This window comes from Klebsiella sp. FDAARGOS_511, assembly GCF_003812845.1.
Classification (GTDB): Bacteria; Pseudomonadota; Gammaproteobacteria; order Enterobacterales; family Enterobacteriaceae; genus Klebsiella; species Klebsiella grimontii.
On record NZ_CP033824.1, the window covers coordinates 3271334 to 3286946 of the forward strand.

Here is a 15613-nt window from a genome sequence, read left to right on the forward strand (position 1 = left end):
TTTTAAACCTTATTGCGGCGCACGGGAAAGGCAGGAAGTACCGCATTTTGTAACATGCGGCCGGCACTGGAAGAAAACGTTAATTTATCGCCCACGGCCTGTATCTCAACGATTTGCCCCTCATCCATCACCATCACCCGCTGGCAAAAGCGCTCCACCAGACGTAAATCGTGGGTGATAAACAGGCAGGCGGTGCCAAACTGCTGCTGGAGTTTTTTGAGCAGACCAATGACGTCCGCCTGGAGCACCAGGTCGAGGTTAGAAACCGCCTCGTCAAGGATCAGCAGCTTCGGTTCTACCGTCAGCGCGCGCGCAAGGCAGACGCGCTGCAGCTGTCCGCCGCTCAGCTGCGGGGGGCGTTTATCCAGCACGCTATCGTCGAGATCCACCGCTTTGAGCATTGCGCTTGCCCGGGCCAGCTGCTCCGATTTGGTCAGCGACAGCAGATGACGCATGGGTTCGCGCAACATTTCGCGTACCGTTTTACGCGGATTCGCCGCGCTGATGGCGTCCTGGAATACCATCTGAATATCCCGCCGGAACGCCTTTTGCTTAGCGCGATTGAGCCGGGAGAGCGGTTCTCCCCGCCAGCAGACGCTGCCCTCAGTGGGCGATTCCAGGCCGACGAGCAGGCGCGCCAGGGTACTTTTCCCGCAGCCGCTGCGTCCCAGCAGGGCTACGGTTTCGCCGCTTTTCAGCGCCAAAGATACCTCTTTTAGCACCTTTAAATCGGTATATTGATGGGTAATCGCGGATACGCTCAGTAATGTCATCAGGCCAGCTCCAGACCATAGAGGGCGAGATGCGCCGCCACCAGACCGCGGGTGATGCTGTGCTGCGGAGCGCTGAATATTCTTTCCACATCGCCCTGTTCCACGATGCTGCCGCTATCCATCACCGCCACATCGTCCGCCAGCCGCGCCACAACACCCATATCGTGGGTGACCAGCAGCATCCCGGGCCCGCGCTTTTGCATAATGCCTGCCAGCAGATCGAGAATGCGCGCCTGGGCCACCGCGTCCAGATCGGTGGTCGGTTCATCGGCAATGATAAACGGCGCCTCGCATAGCAGCGCCATGGCAATCATCATCCGCTGCAGCATGCCGCCGCTCATCTCGAACGGATAAAGCTTCAGGACGCGCCGCGCCTCCTCCAGCCCAACGGCTTCCAGCACCGCGATAAGCGCGGCGTCGTCTGCGGGTTTACCCAACGCCCGGCAGGTCTCCCGCGCGTGGGCCGCCATGGTGTGCAGCGGATTAAAGGCGCTGCGCGGGTTCTGCATAATGGTGGCGATTTTGCTGCCGCGCAGTTCGCCGGGAGGAACCGTCTGGCCGTCGGCGAGAATTGTTCCCGCCGTTTGCCGCACGCCGGGAGGCAGAATGCCCAGCGCCGCCGCGCAGGTTAGCGATTTTCCGCTGCCGCTGCCGCCAACCAGCGCCAGCACGCGCCCGCGTTTGAGCGTCAATGATACGCCGTGCACCAGCGGACACTCGGCCTGTAAGACGATGTTTTGCAATGTAATTTGTTGCGGCATTAGTGGGCGTGCTCCGCGATAAGATGAGGATCCAGGCGATCGCGGAGCGCGTCGCCCACCATGTTGAAGGCCATGACGGTGATAAACAGCGCCAGTCCCGGCCAGAACATTTGCAGCGGCTGGGTCCAGATATACTGGCGGGCGTCGTTAATCATCACTCCCCACTCGGCGGTGGGCGCGGTGACGCCGAGGCCGAGGAACGACATCCCGGCGACGTGCAGCATCATATGCCCGATATCCAGGGTCGCCAGCACCAGCAGCGACGGAATGACCGCCCCGCCCAGATGGTCGACAAATACCCGTACGTGGCCCGCCCCGGAAAGCCGCGCGGCGAGCACAAATTCGCGCTGGCGCAGGGAGATCGTCAGGCTGCGCACCATCCGCGCATACCATGCCCAGTGCGACAGGGCGATGGCGATAATCACGTTGGTCAGCCCGGTTCCCAGTACTCCTACCATAAAGAAAGAGAGGATTGAGGTCGGGAAGGTCATAAACATATCCGCGACGCGCATGGTGGCCTGATCGACGCGGCCGCCGATAAGCCCGGCGCTGCCGCCGACGATGAGCCCCAGCGCCAGCACCAGCAGCAGGCAGGCCATCACCGAGCCAAGCGATACGCGGGTCGCCGCCAGCAGGCGCGAGAAGATATCGCGCCCCAGATGATCGGTGCCGAGCCAGTGCTGTCCGCCAGGCGGCAGCAGGCGCGAAGGCAGATCGATGGCCTGCGGATCGTACGGCAGCCACCACTGGCTGGTGAGCGCAACGATCGCCAGCAGGGCGATGATGAGCAAGGATATGCGGACTGACCCGCGTGAAGAGAAGAAGAAGTTCACGAGCGCGCTCCTTCATGGCGGCGAATGCGTGGGTCCAGCGCGGCGTTCAGCAGGTCAACCATCAGGTTACAAACCACAAAAACGATCACCATCATCAGGGTAAAACACTGAATGACCGGGTAGTCGCGGTTAAAAATCGCCGAGACGGCGTAGCGGCCCACGCCGGGCCAGGCAAAGATATTTTCGATAATCATCGTGCCGCCAATCAGCTCGCCGATATGCATTCCCACGGCGGTAATCATCGGCAGCGAGGCGTTGCGCAGAATATGGCGACGCTCGGTTTGCTTAGCGTTCAGGCCGCGCAGTCTGGCCCAGGTTACGTGACGCTGTCCGGCGACTTCCAGCATGCTGGCGCGCAGCAGACGGGCGTTGATCGCCAGCGACATAAAGGCAATCGACACCGCAGGCAGAATGATGTGCTGCCAGCCGCCATAGCCCATCGCCGGCAGCCATTGCAGGTAAACCGAAAAGAACATCACCAGCAGGAAAGCCAGCCAGAAGTTGGGCATCGACACGCCGAGAAAGGCGATGATCCGCACAATAAAATCCGGCAGGCGGTCGCGGTGCCGCGCCGCCCAGATGCCGAGCGGCACGGAGGTGAGGAGGATCAGCACCAGCGCGGCCCCCGCCAGTTGCAGCGTGGCGGGCAGGAAGCTCAGCATATCGTCCAGCACCGGGCGCTGGGTGGCGAACGAAATGCCAAAATCCAGCTGCAGCGCCCGCCACAGCCAGCCGCCGTACTGGACGATAAGCGGCCGATCCAGCCCCAGCATCGCGCGGGTCGAAGCCACCATTTCCGGCGTCGGCGGCAGGTTTGACAGGCGCAAATAGTCCAGCGCCGGGTCACCGGTGCCCAGGCGGAGCATTAAAAAGATAATCACCGAGGCGGCGAAGATCATCGGTATCAGCAGCGCAACCCGCCGCAGCGCGTAACGTAACATCAGGGTTTCACCGGCTTAATCTGTTCAAACGGAATCTCAGACGCGATCGGCGCATAGGGGATCGCGCCCAGCTCCGGTCTGGCGACCACCATCATCGAGACGTAGCTGATGGGTAGGTAGACCGCATCGTTGTGCAAACGCGTGAGAATGTCGCGATACAGCGCCTGACGCCGCGTTTTGTCGGTGGTTTCCAGCACCTCGCCAATTTCTTTATCAATAATCGGTTTGTCGGCTAATCCCTGTTGCGCCTGAAAATCGGCGTGCGACGGCACGCGCATCGAACTCATAAAGGCGTGCGGATCGTAGGGTGCGCCCCAGGTACGGTTGAAAATCATGCCGAAGCGACCATCGCGCTGGCGGGCATAAATACTGCTCTCTTCCTCGCCGACCAGCGCCACGTCCACGCCAATCTGGCGCATATCGGCCTGAATGATTTCGGCCATCGATTTGCTCAGCGCGTCGGTGCCGATAAACGACAGTTCAACGTGCAGCGGTTGGCCGTTTTTCTCGCGAATATCTTTTCCCGCAGGCAGTACCCAGCCCGCGTTTTCCAGCAACGCCTTCGCCTGCTGCGGATCGTACCGACGCGGCTTCAGGCCAATATCGGCATAGGGCACGGTAGGAGCGAACAGCGTATCGGCAACCTGCTGAGTGCCGTACAGGGCGTTATCAATCAACGCTTTTTTATTCACCGCAAAGTTCAGCGCTTCGCGCACCGGGAGCTCATTAGTGGGGGCCCTGGCGGAGTTCAACGCCAGCATCACCGTCTCTATCGGCTGGGAAAGCTGGGTACGGTAGGCCGGGTTGTGGCTGAAGCGGGCAAAGGTGTCGAGCGGCAGCAGCCCTTCGTTGCCGTAGAGCAGATCAATATCGCCGGTTTCAAACGCCACCGCGCGGGTGGTCGGGTCCGGGATCACCTTGACGGTGATCTTTTGAATTTGCGGCTTTTCACCCCAGTAGCGGTCGTTACGCACCAGAACGTCATACTGATTGAGTTTTGATTCCTTCAGTACCCATGGACCGGTGCCAATCGGCGCTTTAATGCCGCGCAGGGTCTCATTGTCTTTGAACTGCGACGGAGCGATAAAGCGGAAAGGGCGCGGCAGCGACAGCTCCTGTAAGAACGGGTAATAGGCGCTTTTCAGGGTGATTTGCAGATGGCTTTTGTCGAGCGCGTTGACATCGACGATCTGATTGACCAGCTCCAGCCAGGCGTGGCGCTGGCGGTTATCGAGCACCACGCGGAAGTTCTCCGCGGCGGCATGAGCGTCAAACGCTTCGCCGTTGGAGAATGTTACATTATCGCGCAGGGTGAAGGTCCAGACTTTGCCATCCTCCGAGTGCGTCCAGCTCGTGGCCAGCCAGGGCTTCACCGAGCCATCCGCCTGATACTTCACCAGCGGTTCATACACCATGCTTTGGGCGTACATCTGATTGGGCGTGTAGAGGTGCGGGTTGAGCGGTCCCACGTTAACCGGCCATGCGGTGGTGATATCATTCGGCGCGGCGCGGGCCAGCAAACAAACGCAGGCGAGTAGCGCCAGCAGCGTGGTGCGGATAATAGACAAGGCTTTTTCTCAGCGACAGGAAAGTATGACGATTTTAATGATTCATCATACTTTCGGCGTAAGCTGGATCAATATAGCGCCTGAAAGTATAAGAAAAAGATATAGTTCCTTTGGCTGTATGAGTTTACGAACCCGCCTGCAGCCTGGCTAAACGCAGCGCAAGCCGGGAAGCATCAGCTTCGGCACATTTCCCGGAGGCGATGCTGCGCATCTGTCCGGGCTACCAGATCCGCAGACGGCGGGGAACCTGTAGAACCTGTAGCCCGGCTAAGCGCAGCGCGAGCCGGGTAAACAAGCCCATCAGGGCGTTCTGAACAGATCCAACAGCGTGGCGACCTGCTCATCAATGGGCGTTAAATCACGCTTCACGATCAGGTGAAGCGGCGTTGCCCGCCGCGCGCCGTGTCCTAACGGTAGCGCCTTCAGTACCCCCTCTTGAAGCTGTGGGCGAATCCGCTCTTCCGGCAGCCAGCCGAACCCGACCTGATACAGCACCGCATCGATAGCGGCATCAATAGTGGAGAAGGTCCACGCGTCGCGGGCGGACTGCGGATCGTTGCTGCGGTCGGCGATGCGCACCAGCGGCCAGGGAGTAAGCGCGTTATCGTCCAGCGGCCCTTCAAGGGCGGATAGCGGATGATCGCGATGGGCGACGGCGACAAAATCAATATTCATCAGCCATTCGCCGCGGCCGGTAATATCCTGACGACGGGTCAGCACCATCACGTCCGCCTCGCTGCGGGCCGGATGCTCTTCCTCAACGTTTTCCAGCACTTCGGTCAGCCTGACCTGGGTTTGCGGGTAGCGCTGCTGAAACTGGCGCAGAATGGCGAATAGCCGCTGGCGTGGGAAAATGCTGTCGACCACCAGATCCAGCCGGGTCCGGGTGCCGTCTCGCAGGGTGGCGGCATGGGTTTCGACGTAAGAGAAGGCCTGCAGCAGCGGTTTAACCTGACCGAGCAGCAGCTCGCCTGCCGGGGTCAGCACCGCGCGACGGCCCGATGGCGTCAGCAGCGTGACGCCCAGCCGTTCCTGCAATAGCGCGAGATTATAGCTCACCGACGACTGGCTGCGGTGGGTCTCGTCCGCCGCCTTTGCGAAGCTACCCAGCTCGACAACTTTCTCCAGCAGCGCCCATTGTTCCAGCGTAGTCTTGTGCATAATCCATCTAAAAAGTGAATGAGTTTAATCCAAACATAGCGTTATTCATCCATTTTTTAAAGCAGTATGCTTGTTCTCAACAAACAGAGGAGAACAGATTATGAGCACATTCGACAAACATGACCTGAGCGGTTTTATCGGCAAACATCTGGTTTATACCTATGATAATGGCTGGAACTACGAAATTTACGTTAAAAACGGCACCACTTTGGATTATCGTATTCACAGCGGTATCGTCGCGAATCGTTGGGTGAAAGATCAGCAGGCTTACATCGTTCGCGTCGGCGAAAGCATCTACAAAATTTCCTGGACCGAACCGACCGGTACCGACGTGAGCCTGATCGTTAACCTCGGCGATAAACTGTTTCACGGCACCATCTTTTTCCCGCGCTGGGTAATGAATAACCCGGAGAAAACCGTCTGCTTCCAGAACGATCATATTCCGCTGATGGTCTCTTATCGTGAAGCCGGTCCGGCTTATCCGACAGAAGTGATTGATGAGTTTGCTACCATCACTTTTGTGCGCGATTGCGGCGCGGATAATGACGAAGTGATTAATTGCCCGGCTAACGAATTACCTGACAACTTTCCTGCCAACCTGTAATCATTTTGAAATAGTTTCGTGATTCGACTGGATTTTTTATATTTGCTGAACCATGTTTAAAGACTGTTTATGAGAATCTGGTTGAGCATCCGTTTACTTTTCAGCAATGCGTTCCCGCTATTTCGCCGTCCGGCGGGAACGCTATAGCGCCTTTTTCTGCGATAAATTCCACTCTATCTCGATGATTTTTAAAGAAATCATCATGCATATCTAATTAATATTAATTTCTTAATATTATCCTAAGCAAAGCTGACTAAATTTAATAACATCTGAATACAAAATAATGAAATGCGCCCTCTGGCTGATTTCGCTTTCATTTTCATTTTGTTTAGGTCAGCAGGTGCAGGATATTTCTTATCGACCCGGTTTTTCGCGGGTCATTCACAGAACAGGAACATGATGAGCGATTTTTTGCCGTTTTCGCGCCCGTCGATGGGCGACGCAGAGCTGGCTGCGCTGCGTGAAGTTTTGCAATCGGGCTGGATCACCACTGGACCGAAAAATCAGGCGCTGGAAGAGGCGTTCTGCACGTTAACCGGCAACCGTCACGCCATCGCCGTCAGTTCGGCGACCGGCGGCATGCACGTCACGCAGATGGGGCTGGGTATCGGTGCGGGCGATGAAGTGATCACCCCTTCTCAGACCTGGGTCTCCACGCTGAACATGATCTGCCTGCTCGGCGCGACCCCGGTGATGATCGATGTCGATCCCGATAACCTGATGATTACCCCCGAAGCGGTTGAAGCGGCAATCACCCCGCGAACCAAAGCAATTATCCCTGTGCACTACGCTGGTGCACCGGCGGATATTGACGCTATTCGCGCGATTGGCGAGCGTCACGCTATTCCGGTGATTGAAGATGCCGCCCACGCGGCGGGGACGTACTACAAAGGCCGTCACGTCGGCTGGCGCGGTACCGCCATTTTCTCATTCCATGCGATCAAGAATATGACCTGCGCCGAAGGCGGGCTGGTGGTGACCGATGATGACGAGCTGGCCGCGCGCATTCGCAGCCTGAAGTTCCACGGCCTCGGCGTTGACGCTTATGACCGCCAGACTCTGGGCCGCGCCCCGCAGGCGGAGGTGATTTCGCCGGGCTTTAAATACAATCTCGCGGATATCAACGCCGCGCTGGCGCTGGTGCAGCTGGACAAGCTCGCCCACGCCAATCAGCGTCGCGCCGCGATTGCGCAACGCTATCTGCGCGAGCTGGCGGATACGCCCTTCAGGCCGCTGGTGGCACCGTCGTGGGAGCATCAGCACGCCTGGCACCTGTTTATTATCCGCGTTGATGAAGCCACCTGCGGCATCAGCCGCGATGCGCTGATGGAAAGACTGAAGGCCATGGGCATTGGCACCGGCCTGCACTTCCGTGCGGCCCATACGCAAAAGTATTACCGCGAGCGTTTCCCTGAAGTTTCATTACCGCATACGGAATGGAACAGCGCGCGCATTTGTTCCATTCCGTTGTTCCCGGATATGACCGATGACGATGTCACTCGGGTCATTTCCGCACTGCACCAGCTGTCAGGACGTTGATATGTTTAGCTATCCTCCCGTGAAAAAGGTCTCGGTCGTTATTCCTGTGTATAACGAACAGGAGAGCCTGCCGGAGCTTATCCGCCGCACCGACACCGCCTGCGCGACGCTCGGACGGCAATATGAAATTCTGCTGGTCGACGACGGCAGCAGCGATGACTCGGCGCGGATGCTCACCGAAGCCGCCGAGGCCGAAGGCAGCCACGTGGTGGCGGTCCTGTTGAACCGCAACTACGGCCAGCACTCGGCGATTATGGCGGGTTTCAGTCACGTTACCGGCGACCTGATCATTACCCTTGATGCCGACCTGCAAAACCCGCCGGAAGAGATCCCGCGCCTGGTCGAGAAGGCCGACGAGGGCTACGACGTGGTCGGTACCGTGCGCCAGAACCGCCAGGACACCTTCTTCCGTAAAAGCGCCTCGAAGATGATCAACCGCCTGATCCAGCGCACCACCGGTAAAGCGATGGGCGACTATGGCTGCATGCTGCGCGCCTATCGCCGCCATATCATCGACGCGATGCTCAACTGCCATGAGCGCAGTACGTTTATCCCGATTCTGGCGAACACTTTTGCCCGCCGGGCGGTTGAGATCCCGGTGATGCACGCCGAGCGCGAATTCGGCGATTCCAAATACAGCTTTATGCGCCTGATTAACCTGATGTACGACCTGGTGACCTGCCTGACCACCACGCCGCTGCGCCTGCTGAGCCTGTTCGGCAGCGTCATCGCTCTGCTGGGCTTCGCCTTCGGCCTGATGCTGGTTGTGCTGCGTCTGGTGTTTGGTCCCCAGTGGGCGGCGGAAGGGGTGTTCATGCTGTTCGCGGTGCTATTTATGTTTATCGGCGCCCAGTTCGTCGGGATGGGCCTGCTCGGGGAGTATATCGGCCGCATCTATAACGATGTCCGCGCCCGCCCCCGCTACTTTATTCAACGTGTTGTTCGCCAGCCGGAAACGGCATCTCAAGAGGAAGATCGTTCATGAAAGCCGTAGTCTTCGCTTATCACGATATGGGTTGTGCAGGTATTCAGTCTCTGCTGGATGCCGGTTATGACATCGCCGCTATTTTTACCCATCCGGATAACCCTGGCGAAAACCATTTTTTTGGCTCCGTGGCGCGTATTGCCGCTGAGCAAGGCATCCCGGTATGGGCGCCGGAAGATGTGAATCATCCGCTGTGGATCGAACGTATCCGTGAGATTAAACCGGACGTGCTGTTCTCGTTCTACTACCGCAACCTGCTGTGCGATGACATTTTGAATATTGCGCCGCAGGGGGCTTTTAACCTGCATGGTTCACTGTTGCCGAAATACCGCGGCCGCGCGCCGCTGAACTGGGTGCTGGTGAACGGCGAAAGCGAAACTGGCGTAACGCTGCACCGTATGGTTAACCGCGCGGATGCCGGCAATATCGTGGCGCAGAAAAGCGTCGCGATCGGCGCGGATGACGCGGCGCTGGCGCTGCACCGTAAACTCTGCGCCGCAGCGTCGGATCTGCTGGCACAGGCGCTACCCGCCATCCGCGACGGTAAAACCGAAGAGCGCGTCCAGGATGAAAGCCAGGCGACTTACGTCGGTCGCCGTACGCCGGAAGACGGTCGCCTCGACTGGGAACATTCGGCCCAGACGCTGCACAACCTCGTCCGTGCGGTCTCCGATCCGTGGCCGGGTGCGTTCGGCTACGCCGGCGCAAACAAGTTTATCGTCTGGAAATCCCGCGTGCGCCACGATCTGGCCGCCGCCAAAGCAGGGACGGTGCTCTCCGTTGCGCCGCTGGTCGTCGCCTGTCAGGAAGGGGCGTTAGAAATCGTTACCGGGCAGACCGAGCGCGGCGTTTATATGCAGGGTACCCAGCTGGCGCAGGCGCTTGGCCTGGTTGCCGGCGCGGTGCTGAGCAGCAAACCGGTGGTGGCGATTAAGCGCCGTACCCGCGTGCTGATCCTCGGGGTGAACGGCTTTATCGGCAACCACCTGACCGAGCGCCTGCTGCAGGACGACAACTACGAGATTTACGGCCTGGACATTGGCTCCGACGCTATCAGCCGCTTCCTCGACAACCCGCGCTTCCACTTCGTTGAAGGCGATATCAGCATCCACTCCGAGTGGATCGAGTACCACATTAAGAAGTGCGATGTGGTCCTGCCGCTGGTGGCGATTGCCACGCCAATCGAATATACCCGCAACCCGCTGCGCGTATTTGAGCTGGATTTCGAAGAGAACCTGAAGATTATCCGCGACTGCGTGAAATACGATAAGCGCATCATCTTCCCGTCGACCTCGGAAGTGTACGGCATGTGTACCGACAACAACTTTGATGAAGATACCTCCAATCTGGTGGTCGGGCCGATTAACAAACAGCGCTGGATCTACTCGGTTTCCAAGCAGCTGCTGGACCGCGTGATCTGGGCCTACGGCGATAAGAACGGCCTGAAGTTTACTCTGTTCCGCCCGTTTAACTGGATGGGGCCGCGCCTCGATAACCTTAATGCCGCGCGCATCGGTAGCTCTCGCGCCATCACCCAACTGATCCTCAACCTGGTAGAAGGTTCGCCGATCAAGCTGATTGAGGGCGGTAAGCAGAAGCGCTGCTTTACCGATATCAGCGACGGTATCGAAGCGTTGTTCCGCATCATTGAGAACAAGGACGGCCGCTGCGACGGGCAGATCATCAACATCGGCAACCCGGATAACGAAGCGAGTATCAAAGAACTGGCGGAAATGCTGTTGGCCTGCTTTGAACGCCATCCGCTGCGCGACCGCTTCCCGCCATTCGCCGGATTCCGCGAAGTGGAAAGCAGCGATTACTACGGTAAAGGCTACCAGGACGTCGAACATCGTAAGCCGAGCATTCGCAACGCGAAGCGCTGCCTGAACTGGGTGCCGACGGTGGAAATGGAAGAGACCGTGGAACATACCCTGGACTTCTTCCTGCGTACGGTTGAACTGACGGACAGCGGCAAATCATGAAACAGGTCGGCTTACGCATAGATGTCGATACCTTTCGCGGTACGCGGGACGGGGTCCCGCGACTGCTGGCTCTGCTGAGCCAGCACGGGATTCAGGCAAGCTTCTTTTTCAGCGTCGGGCCGGACAACATGGGGCGTCATATCTGGCGCCTGGTAAAGCCGAAGTTTCTGTGGAAGATGCTGCGCTCAAAGGCTGCGTCGCTATACGGCTGGGATATCCTGCTGGCCGGCACCGCCTGGCCAGGGCGCAGGATCGGCGCGGGTAATGAAGAAGTTATCCGCGCCGCCGCGCAGGAGCATGAAGTTGGCCTGCACGCCTGGGATCACTATAGCTGGCAGGCGTGGAGCGGCGTCTGGCCGCAGGAAAGGCTGACGCTGGAGGTTGAACGCGGGCTGCTGGAGCTGGAGCGGATTATCGGTCGCCCGGTAACCTGTTCCGCCGTTGCTGGCTGGCGCGCCGATCAGCGGGTGATCAAAGCCAAAGAGGCTTTCGATTTCCTCTATAACAGCGACTGCCGGGGGACCGGGCCTTTTCTGCCGCAGCTGGGGAACGGGGCGCCGGGGACCGTGCAGATCCCGGTGACCTTACCGACCTGGGATGAAGCGGTGGGAAACGCGGTGGATATTGCGGGCTTCAACCGCTATCTGCTGGACTGCATCCACCGCGACGCGGGGACGCCGGTCTATACCATCCATGCTGAAGTGGAAGGCATCGCCTTTGCGGATCAGTTTGATGAACTGCTGACCATGGCCGCACAGGAAGAGATCCAGTTTTGCCCGCTAAGCCAGCTTCTGCCCGCCGACTTTAGCGTGCTGCCGCGAGGGAAGGTGGTTCGTGGTGAACTGGCCGGCCGGGAAGGCTGGCTTGGACGTGAACAATTACTCAATTCGGGTGTTTGATGAAAAGCATTCGCTACGGCGCCTCTCTGGTCGCCCTTTTTGTCCTCTACTATTTACTGCCGCTCAACTTCCGCCTGCTCTGGCAGCCTGATGAAACCCGCTACGCGGAGATCAGCCGCGAAATGCTGGCGACCGGCGACTGGGTAGTGCCGCATTTCCTCGGGCTGCGCTACTTTGAAAAACCGATTGCCGGCTACTGGATCAACAGCATCGGCCAGTGGCTATTCGGCCACAATAATTTTGCCGTCCGCTTTGGGGTGGTGTTTTCCATTACCGTCACCGCGCTGCTGGTCGCCTGGCTGGCATGGCGTCTTTTCCGCGATAAACGCGTCGCGATCCTGTCGCCGGTGATCTTCCTGACCGCGCTGCTGGTCTACGGTATCGGTACCTACGCGGTGCTCGACCCGATGATCACCATGTGGATGGCGCTGGCGATGTGCTGCTTCTGGGGCGCGGCGCAGGCCCAAAGCCACGGCGGCAAAATTCTCGGCTATGTTTTACTCGGCGTGGCCTGCGGGATGGGGGTGATGACCAAAGGCTTCCTCGCGCTGGCGGTGCCGGTGGTCGGGGTACTGCCGTGGGTGATTGCGCGTAAGCGCTGGCGCGAAGTGCTGACTTACGGCTGGCTGGCGGTGGGCGTCTGCGCGCTGGTGGTACTGCCGTGGGGGCTCGCCATCGCCAAACGCGAGCCGGACTTCTGGCGCTACTTCTTCTGGGTGGAGCATATCCAGCGTTTCGCGGAAAAAGATGCCCAGCATAAAGCGCCGTTCTGGTACTACATTCCGTTCCTGATTGCCGGCAGCCTGCCGTGGCTGGCGCTGCTGCCGGGGGCGCTCAAGCGCGGCTGGACCGAACGCGATGAGTCGCGCGGCGCGCTCTATTTGCTCGGATGGGTGGTGATGCCGTTCCTGTTCTTCAGCATTGCTAAGGGTAAACTGCCAACCTATATCCTGCCCTGTTTTGCTCCCCTGTCGATTCTGATGGCGCGCTACGCGCTGGACGCCGCGAAGGCGGGGGCGAAGGCGCTGAAAATTAACGGCGCGATCAACCTGGCCTTTGGCCTGATTGGCCTGGTCGCCGTGCTGGTGGTTTCGCCGTGGGGCTTTATGCACAAGCCGGTATGGAGCCATATTGAGCTCTATAAATGCCTGCTGGCTGCGCTGATATTTGGCTGCTGGGCGCTGATGGGCTGGCTGGCGATGAAGGATAACGGCCGCCGCTGGACCCTCGCCGCCTGCTGCCCGCTCGGGCTGGCGCTGCTGGTGGGCTTCGCTATCCCGGATCGGGTGATCGACAGCAAGCAGCCGCAGTTCCTGGTGGATATCGTCAGCGAATCGCTGACCCCGAGCCGCTACGTGTTGACCAATAACGTCGGTATCGCCGGCGGGCTGTCGTGGGAGCTCAGGCGCAGCGATATCATTCTGTTCGACAAGCAGGGCGAGCTGAAGTACGGTCTCTCCTGGCCGGACGCGCAGCGCCAGTTTGTCGATCAGGCGCATTTTGCTGACTGGCTGGCGACACACCGCCAGCAGGGCCCCGTCTCGCTGGTTCTGCTGATGGACAAAGGAGAAAGTATGGCTGATTTAGCGCTACCGAAACCAGATAGCTCCTACGAGCTAGGGCGCGTGGTGTTTATCCAGTATCTGCCGCAATGAGCGTGTGGATCTGTCTGGTTTTCGCCAGCCTGCTGAGCTGCGCTGGACAGCTGTGCCAGAAACAGGCCACCCGCCCATCCAAATCCGGGCGGCGCGGGCGCCATATCCTCGGCTGGCTGGGTTTAGCGCTGCTCGCTCTGGGCTGCAGTATGCTGCTGTGGCTTAGCGTGCTGCAGTCGATCCCGGTCAGTATCGCCTACCCTATGCTAAGCCTGAACTTTGTCTGGGTGACCCTGGCGGCGTGGGGGATCTGGCGCGAGCCGGTCGCGCGCCGCCACTGGATTGGCGTGGGGCTCATCGTCGTCGGGATCGTTATTCTGGGGAGCCGTATCTGATGGGCTTAATCTGGGCGTTATTCAGCGTCGGCCTGGCGAGCGGCGCGCAGCTGCTGCTGCGCAGCGCGATGGTCGAGCTCCCGCCGTTGACGGAGATATTCACCTTCCTCAACCATCTGCTGCATCTGCGGGCGGGCACGTTTGGCCTGGCGTTTGGGCTTATGGGTTACCTGCTGTCGATGGTCTGCTGGTACTTCGCCCTGCATCGACTGCCGCTGGCGAAAGCCTACGCGCTGCTGAGCCTGAGCTACATCCTGGTATGGGCCGCCGCCATCTGGCTCCCCGGCTGGCATGAGCCTTTCCACTGGCAATCGCTGCTGGGCGTGCTGCTGATTGTCGCCGGGGTGCTGACGATCTTCTGGCCGGTGAAGCGGCAGGGCTAGCCCGGTAGCCTGCTTTTGGGGCGACCGGGCCCGAGCAGGATGGCTAACTTACTGCCGCCCCTGGTGGTCTCCATCCATATTTTACACACGCTGGTTAACGGTACCGACAGCAGCATTCCCACCGGGCCAAGCAGCCATCCCCAGACCAGCAATGAGAGGAAAACCACCAGCGTAGACATGCCCAGCCGGTGGCCCATCATGCGGGGTTCGAGAATATTGCCGATAATCATGTGCACGACTAAAAAGAGCGCGCCGACCAGCAGACACTCATAATACCCGTTAAAAAGTAACGCCTGGATCATCGGCGGGACGGCGGAAATTACCGAGCCAATGTTAGGCACATAGTTCAGCAGAAAAGCCAGCACGCCCCACATCAGCGCAAACTGTACCCCCATCAGCATCAGTCCTAACCAGACAATCACCCCAGTCCACAGGCTGAGCAGCGTTTTCAGCGCCAGATAATGCGAAACGCCTTTTAACGCCCGGTGAAGACCGGCGATGTGGATTTGCGGGTTGTTGAGGGCAAAACGGAGCTTATAGGGCACATGACGGACTTCAAAAAGCATAAATACCACCGTCATCACCAGCAGAATGACGCTGGCCATAGCGCCGGACAGCCCGGTCATCAGGGTGGTCGTGAACGTCATCAGCTTGTCAGAGTCTATGCGTTGTAGCATACGCTCCGGGGACATGTGAATATGCAAAAACGGCAGCGCCTCCTGCAATCGCAGGACTTTTGCCGTCAGCTCTTTATTATATTTTGGCATCATGGCGACAAATTCGTTAACCGACGCGGCCAGTACGCCAATTAACGCGGTGAGCACGATCAGCATCACCACCACCACGATAGTAATGGCTGCCGGGCGACGCACGCCGCGGCGAATAAACCAGGTGACCAGAGGGTTGAGGACAATGGCGAAGAACAGCGCCAGTAATAACTGCACGATGATATCTGCCGCGGCGTGAATACCGGCGAGGATAACCACCAGTGACGCCAGTTTGAGCAGAATATGCATGCCCGTTTTATCGGGCTGAGGGGTTGTCATTCACTCTTCCTTTCTATGATTTTCATAAAGAGCCCACTCCATTAGGGCTATTTTACTTGCCATTTTGAACACGGGCAGTGCTCGACAAAATACGAAAGCATTTTGAACGCCCTTCAGGGCGGCCCGGAGGGCGAGCGTAGCGAGTCAA

15 protein-coding genes are annotated in these 15613 nt (G+C 58.8%); 8 read left to right on the plus strand and 7 right to left on the minus strand.

Features of this window, described 5'->3' with window-relative positions; translation table 11 throughout:
* Nucleotides 1–2: 2 nt before the first annotated feature.
* The 6 genes from nikE to EGY08_RS16655 all read right to left on the minus strand — a co-directional run bounded on the left by nikE (nucleotide 3) and on the right by EGY08_RS16655 (nucleotide 6037).
* Nucleotides 3–773, minus strand: coding sequence for a nickel import ATP-binding protein NikE (nikE, locus tag EGY08_RS16630; RefSeq protein WP_004126231.1), 771 nt, complete (start codon nucleotides 771–773; stop codon nucleotides 3–5).
* Nucleotides 773–1534 (minus strand): nickel import ATP-binding protein NikD, encoded by a 762-nt coding sequence (gene nikD, locus EGY08_RS16635; protein WP_123828690.1) that lies wholly within the window; start codon nucleotides 1532–1534, stop codon nucleotides 773–775. The genes nikE and nikD overlap by 1 nt, the downstream gene beginning before the upstream one ends.
* Complete coding sequence (gene nikC, locus EGY08_RS16640) at nucleotides 1534–2367, minus strand: nickel ABC transporter permease subunit NikC (protein ID WP_123828691.1); 834 nt, start codon at nucleotides 2365–2367, stop codon at nucleotides 1534–1536. The genes nikD and nikC overlap by 1 nt, the downstream gene beginning before the upstream one ends.
* A complete protein-coding gene (gene nikB, locus EGY08_RS16645; RefSeq protein ID WP_123828692.1) occupies nucleotides 2364–3308 on the minus strand; it encodes a nickel ABC transporter permease subunit NikB in 945 nt (314 codons plus the stop codon). Before nikB ends, nikC begins: the two co-directional genes overlap by 4 nt.
* Nucleotides 3308–4876: a nickel ABC transporter substrate-binding protein gene (nikA, locus tag EGY08_RS16650; protein ID WP_004126218.1), complete on the minus strand. Its 1569-nt coding sequence runs from the start codon at nucleotides 4874–4876 to the stop codon at nucleotides 3308–3310. The genes nikB and nikA overlap by 1 nt, the downstream gene beginning before the upstream one ends.
* A gap of 300 nt (nucleotides 4877–5176) precedes the next feature.
* Entirely contained in the window at nucleotides 5177–6037 is an 861-nt protein-coding gene (locus tag EGY08_RS16655) for a LysR family transcriptional regulator (RefSeq protein ID WP_004126211.1), read from the minus strand.
* Between the two features lie 97 nt (nucleotides 6038–6134).
* Between EGY08_RS16655 and EGY08_RS16660 the strand changes: the two genes are divergently transcribed.
* From EGY08_RS16660 to arnF, 8 genes are all read left to right on the plus strand, one after another.
* Nucleotides 6135–6641: a phenolic acid decarboxylase gene (locus EGY08_RS16660; protein ID WP_025106840.1), complete on the plus strand. Its 507-nt coding sequence runs from the start codon at nucleotides 6135–6137 to the stop codon at nucleotides 6639–6641.
* Between the two features lie 399 nt (nucleotides 6642–7040).
* Complete coding sequence (arnB, locus tag EGY08_RS16665; protein ID WP_123829435.1) at nucleotides 7041–8180, plus strand: UDP-4-amino-4-deoxy-L-arabinose aminotransferase; 1140 nt, start codon at nucleotides 7041–7043, stop codon at nucleotides 8178–8180.
* 1 nt (nucleotide 8181) lies between these two features.
* The gene (arnC, locus tag EGY08_RS16670) at nucleotides 8182–9165 is read left to right on the plus strand and encodes an undecaprenyl-phosphate 4-deoxy-4-formamido-L-arabinose transferase (RefSeq protein ID WP_004126208.1); all 984 of its coding nucleotides are present in this window, start codon (nucleotides 8182–8184) and stop codon (nucleotides 9163–9165) included.
* Nucleotides 9162–11147, plus strand: a complete 1986-nt coding sequence (arnA, locus tag EGY08_RS16675) for a bifunctional UDP-4-amino-4-deoxy-L-arabinose formyltransferase/UDP-glucuronic acid oxidase ArnA (protein WP_004126207.1) — start codon at nucleotides 9162–9164, stop codon at nucleotides 11145–11147. Before arnC ends, arnA begins: the two co-directional genes overlap by 4 nt.
* Entirely contained in the window at nucleotides 11144–12046 is a 903-nt protein-coding gene (gene arnD / locus EGY08_RS16680) for a 4-deoxy-4-formamido-L-arabinose-phosphoundecaprenol deformylase (protein WP_004126206.1), read from the plus strand. The genes arnA and arnD overlap by 4 nt, the downstream gene beginning before the upstream one ends.
* A complete protein-coding gene (gene arnT / locus EGY08_RS16685; protein WP_123828693.1) occupies nucleotides 12046–13701 on the plus strand; it encodes a lipid IV(A) 4-amino-4-deoxy-L-arabinosyltransferase in 1656 nt (551 codons plus the stop codon). Before arnD ends, arnT begins: the two co-directional genes overlap by 1 nt.
* Nucleotides 13698–14036 (plus strand): 4-amino-4-deoxy-L-arabinose-phosphoundecaprenol flippase subunit ArnE, encoded by a 339-nt coding sequence (gene arnE, locus EGY08_RS16690; RefSeq protein ID WP_004126204.1) that lies wholly within the window; start codon nucleotides 13698–13700, stop codon nucleotides 14034–14036. Before arnT ends, arnE begins: the two co-directional genes overlap by 4 nt.
* Nucleotides 14036–14419: a 4-amino-4-deoxy-L-arabinose-phosphoundecaprenol flippase subunit ArnF gene (gene arnF / locus EGY08_RS16695; RefSeq protein ID WP_004126203.1), complete on the plus strand. Its 384-nt coding sequence runs from the start codon at nucleotides 14036–14038 to the stop codon at nucleotides 14417–14419. Before arnE ends, arnF begins: the two co-directional genes overlap by 1 nt.
* On the opposite strand, the gene EGY08_RS16700 is transcribed toward arnF, so the two are convergent.
* The gene (locus tag EGY08_RS16700; RefSeq protein WP_004126202.1) at nucleotides 14416–15465 is read right to left on the minus strand and encodes an AI-2E family transporter; all 1050 of its coding nucleotides are present in this window, start codon (nucleotides 15463–15465) and stop codon (nucleotides 14416–14418) included. The genes arnF and EGY08_RS16700 overlap by 4 nt on opposite strands.
* Nucleotides 15466–15613: the final 148 nt, after the last annotated feature.

Excerpts from the sequence above, each read along its gene's own strand:
- nikB (WP_123828692.1), bottom strand. The coding sequence starts at position 3,308 with ATGTTACGTTACGCGCTGCGGCGGGTTGCGCTGCTGATACCGATGATC.
- nikD (WP_123828690.1), bottom strand. The coding sequence starts at position 1,534 with ATGCCGCAACAAATTACATTGCAAAACATCGTCTTACAGGCCGAGTGT.
- arnC (WP_004126208.1), top strand. The coding sequence starts at position 8,182 with ATGTTTAGCTATCCTCCCGTGAAAAAGGTCTCGGTCGTTATTCCTGTG.
- nikE (WP_004126231.1), bottom strand. The coding sequence starts at position 773 with ATGACATTACTGAGCGTATCCGCGATTACCCATCAATATACCGATTTA.
- arnT (WP_123828693.1), top strand. The coding sequence starts at position 12,046 with ATGAAAAGCATTCGCTACGGCGCCTCTCTGGTCGCCCTTTTTGTCCTC.
- EGY08_RS16700 (WP_004126202.1), bottom strand. The coding sequence starts at position 15,465 with ATGACAACCCCTCAGCCCGATAAAACGGGCATGCATATTCTGCTCAAA.
- arnE (WP_004126204.1), top strand. The coding sequence starts at position 13,698 with ATGAGCGTGTGGATCTGTCTGGTTTTCGCCAGCCTGCTGAGCTGCGCT.
- arnF (WP_004126203.1), top strand. The coding sequence starts at position 14,036 with ATGGGCTTAATCTGGGCGTTATTCAGCGTCGGCCTGGCGAGCGGCGCG.
- EGY08_RS16655 (WP_004126211.1), bottom strand. The coding sequence starts at position 6,037 with ATGCACAAGACTACGCTGGAACAATGGGCGCTGCTGGAGAAAGTTGTC.
- arnD (WP_004126206.1), top strand. The coding sequence starts at position 11,144 with ATGAAACAGGTCGGCTTACGCATAGATGTCGATACCTTTCGCGGTACG.
- arnB (WP_123829435.1), top strand. The coding sequence starts at position 7,041 with ATGAGCGATTTTTTGCCGTTTTCGCGCCCGTCGATGGGCGACGCAGAG.
- arnA (WP_004126207.1), top strand. The coding sequence starts at position 9,162 with ATGAAAGCCGTAGTCTTCGCTTATCACGATATGGGTTGTGCAGGTATT.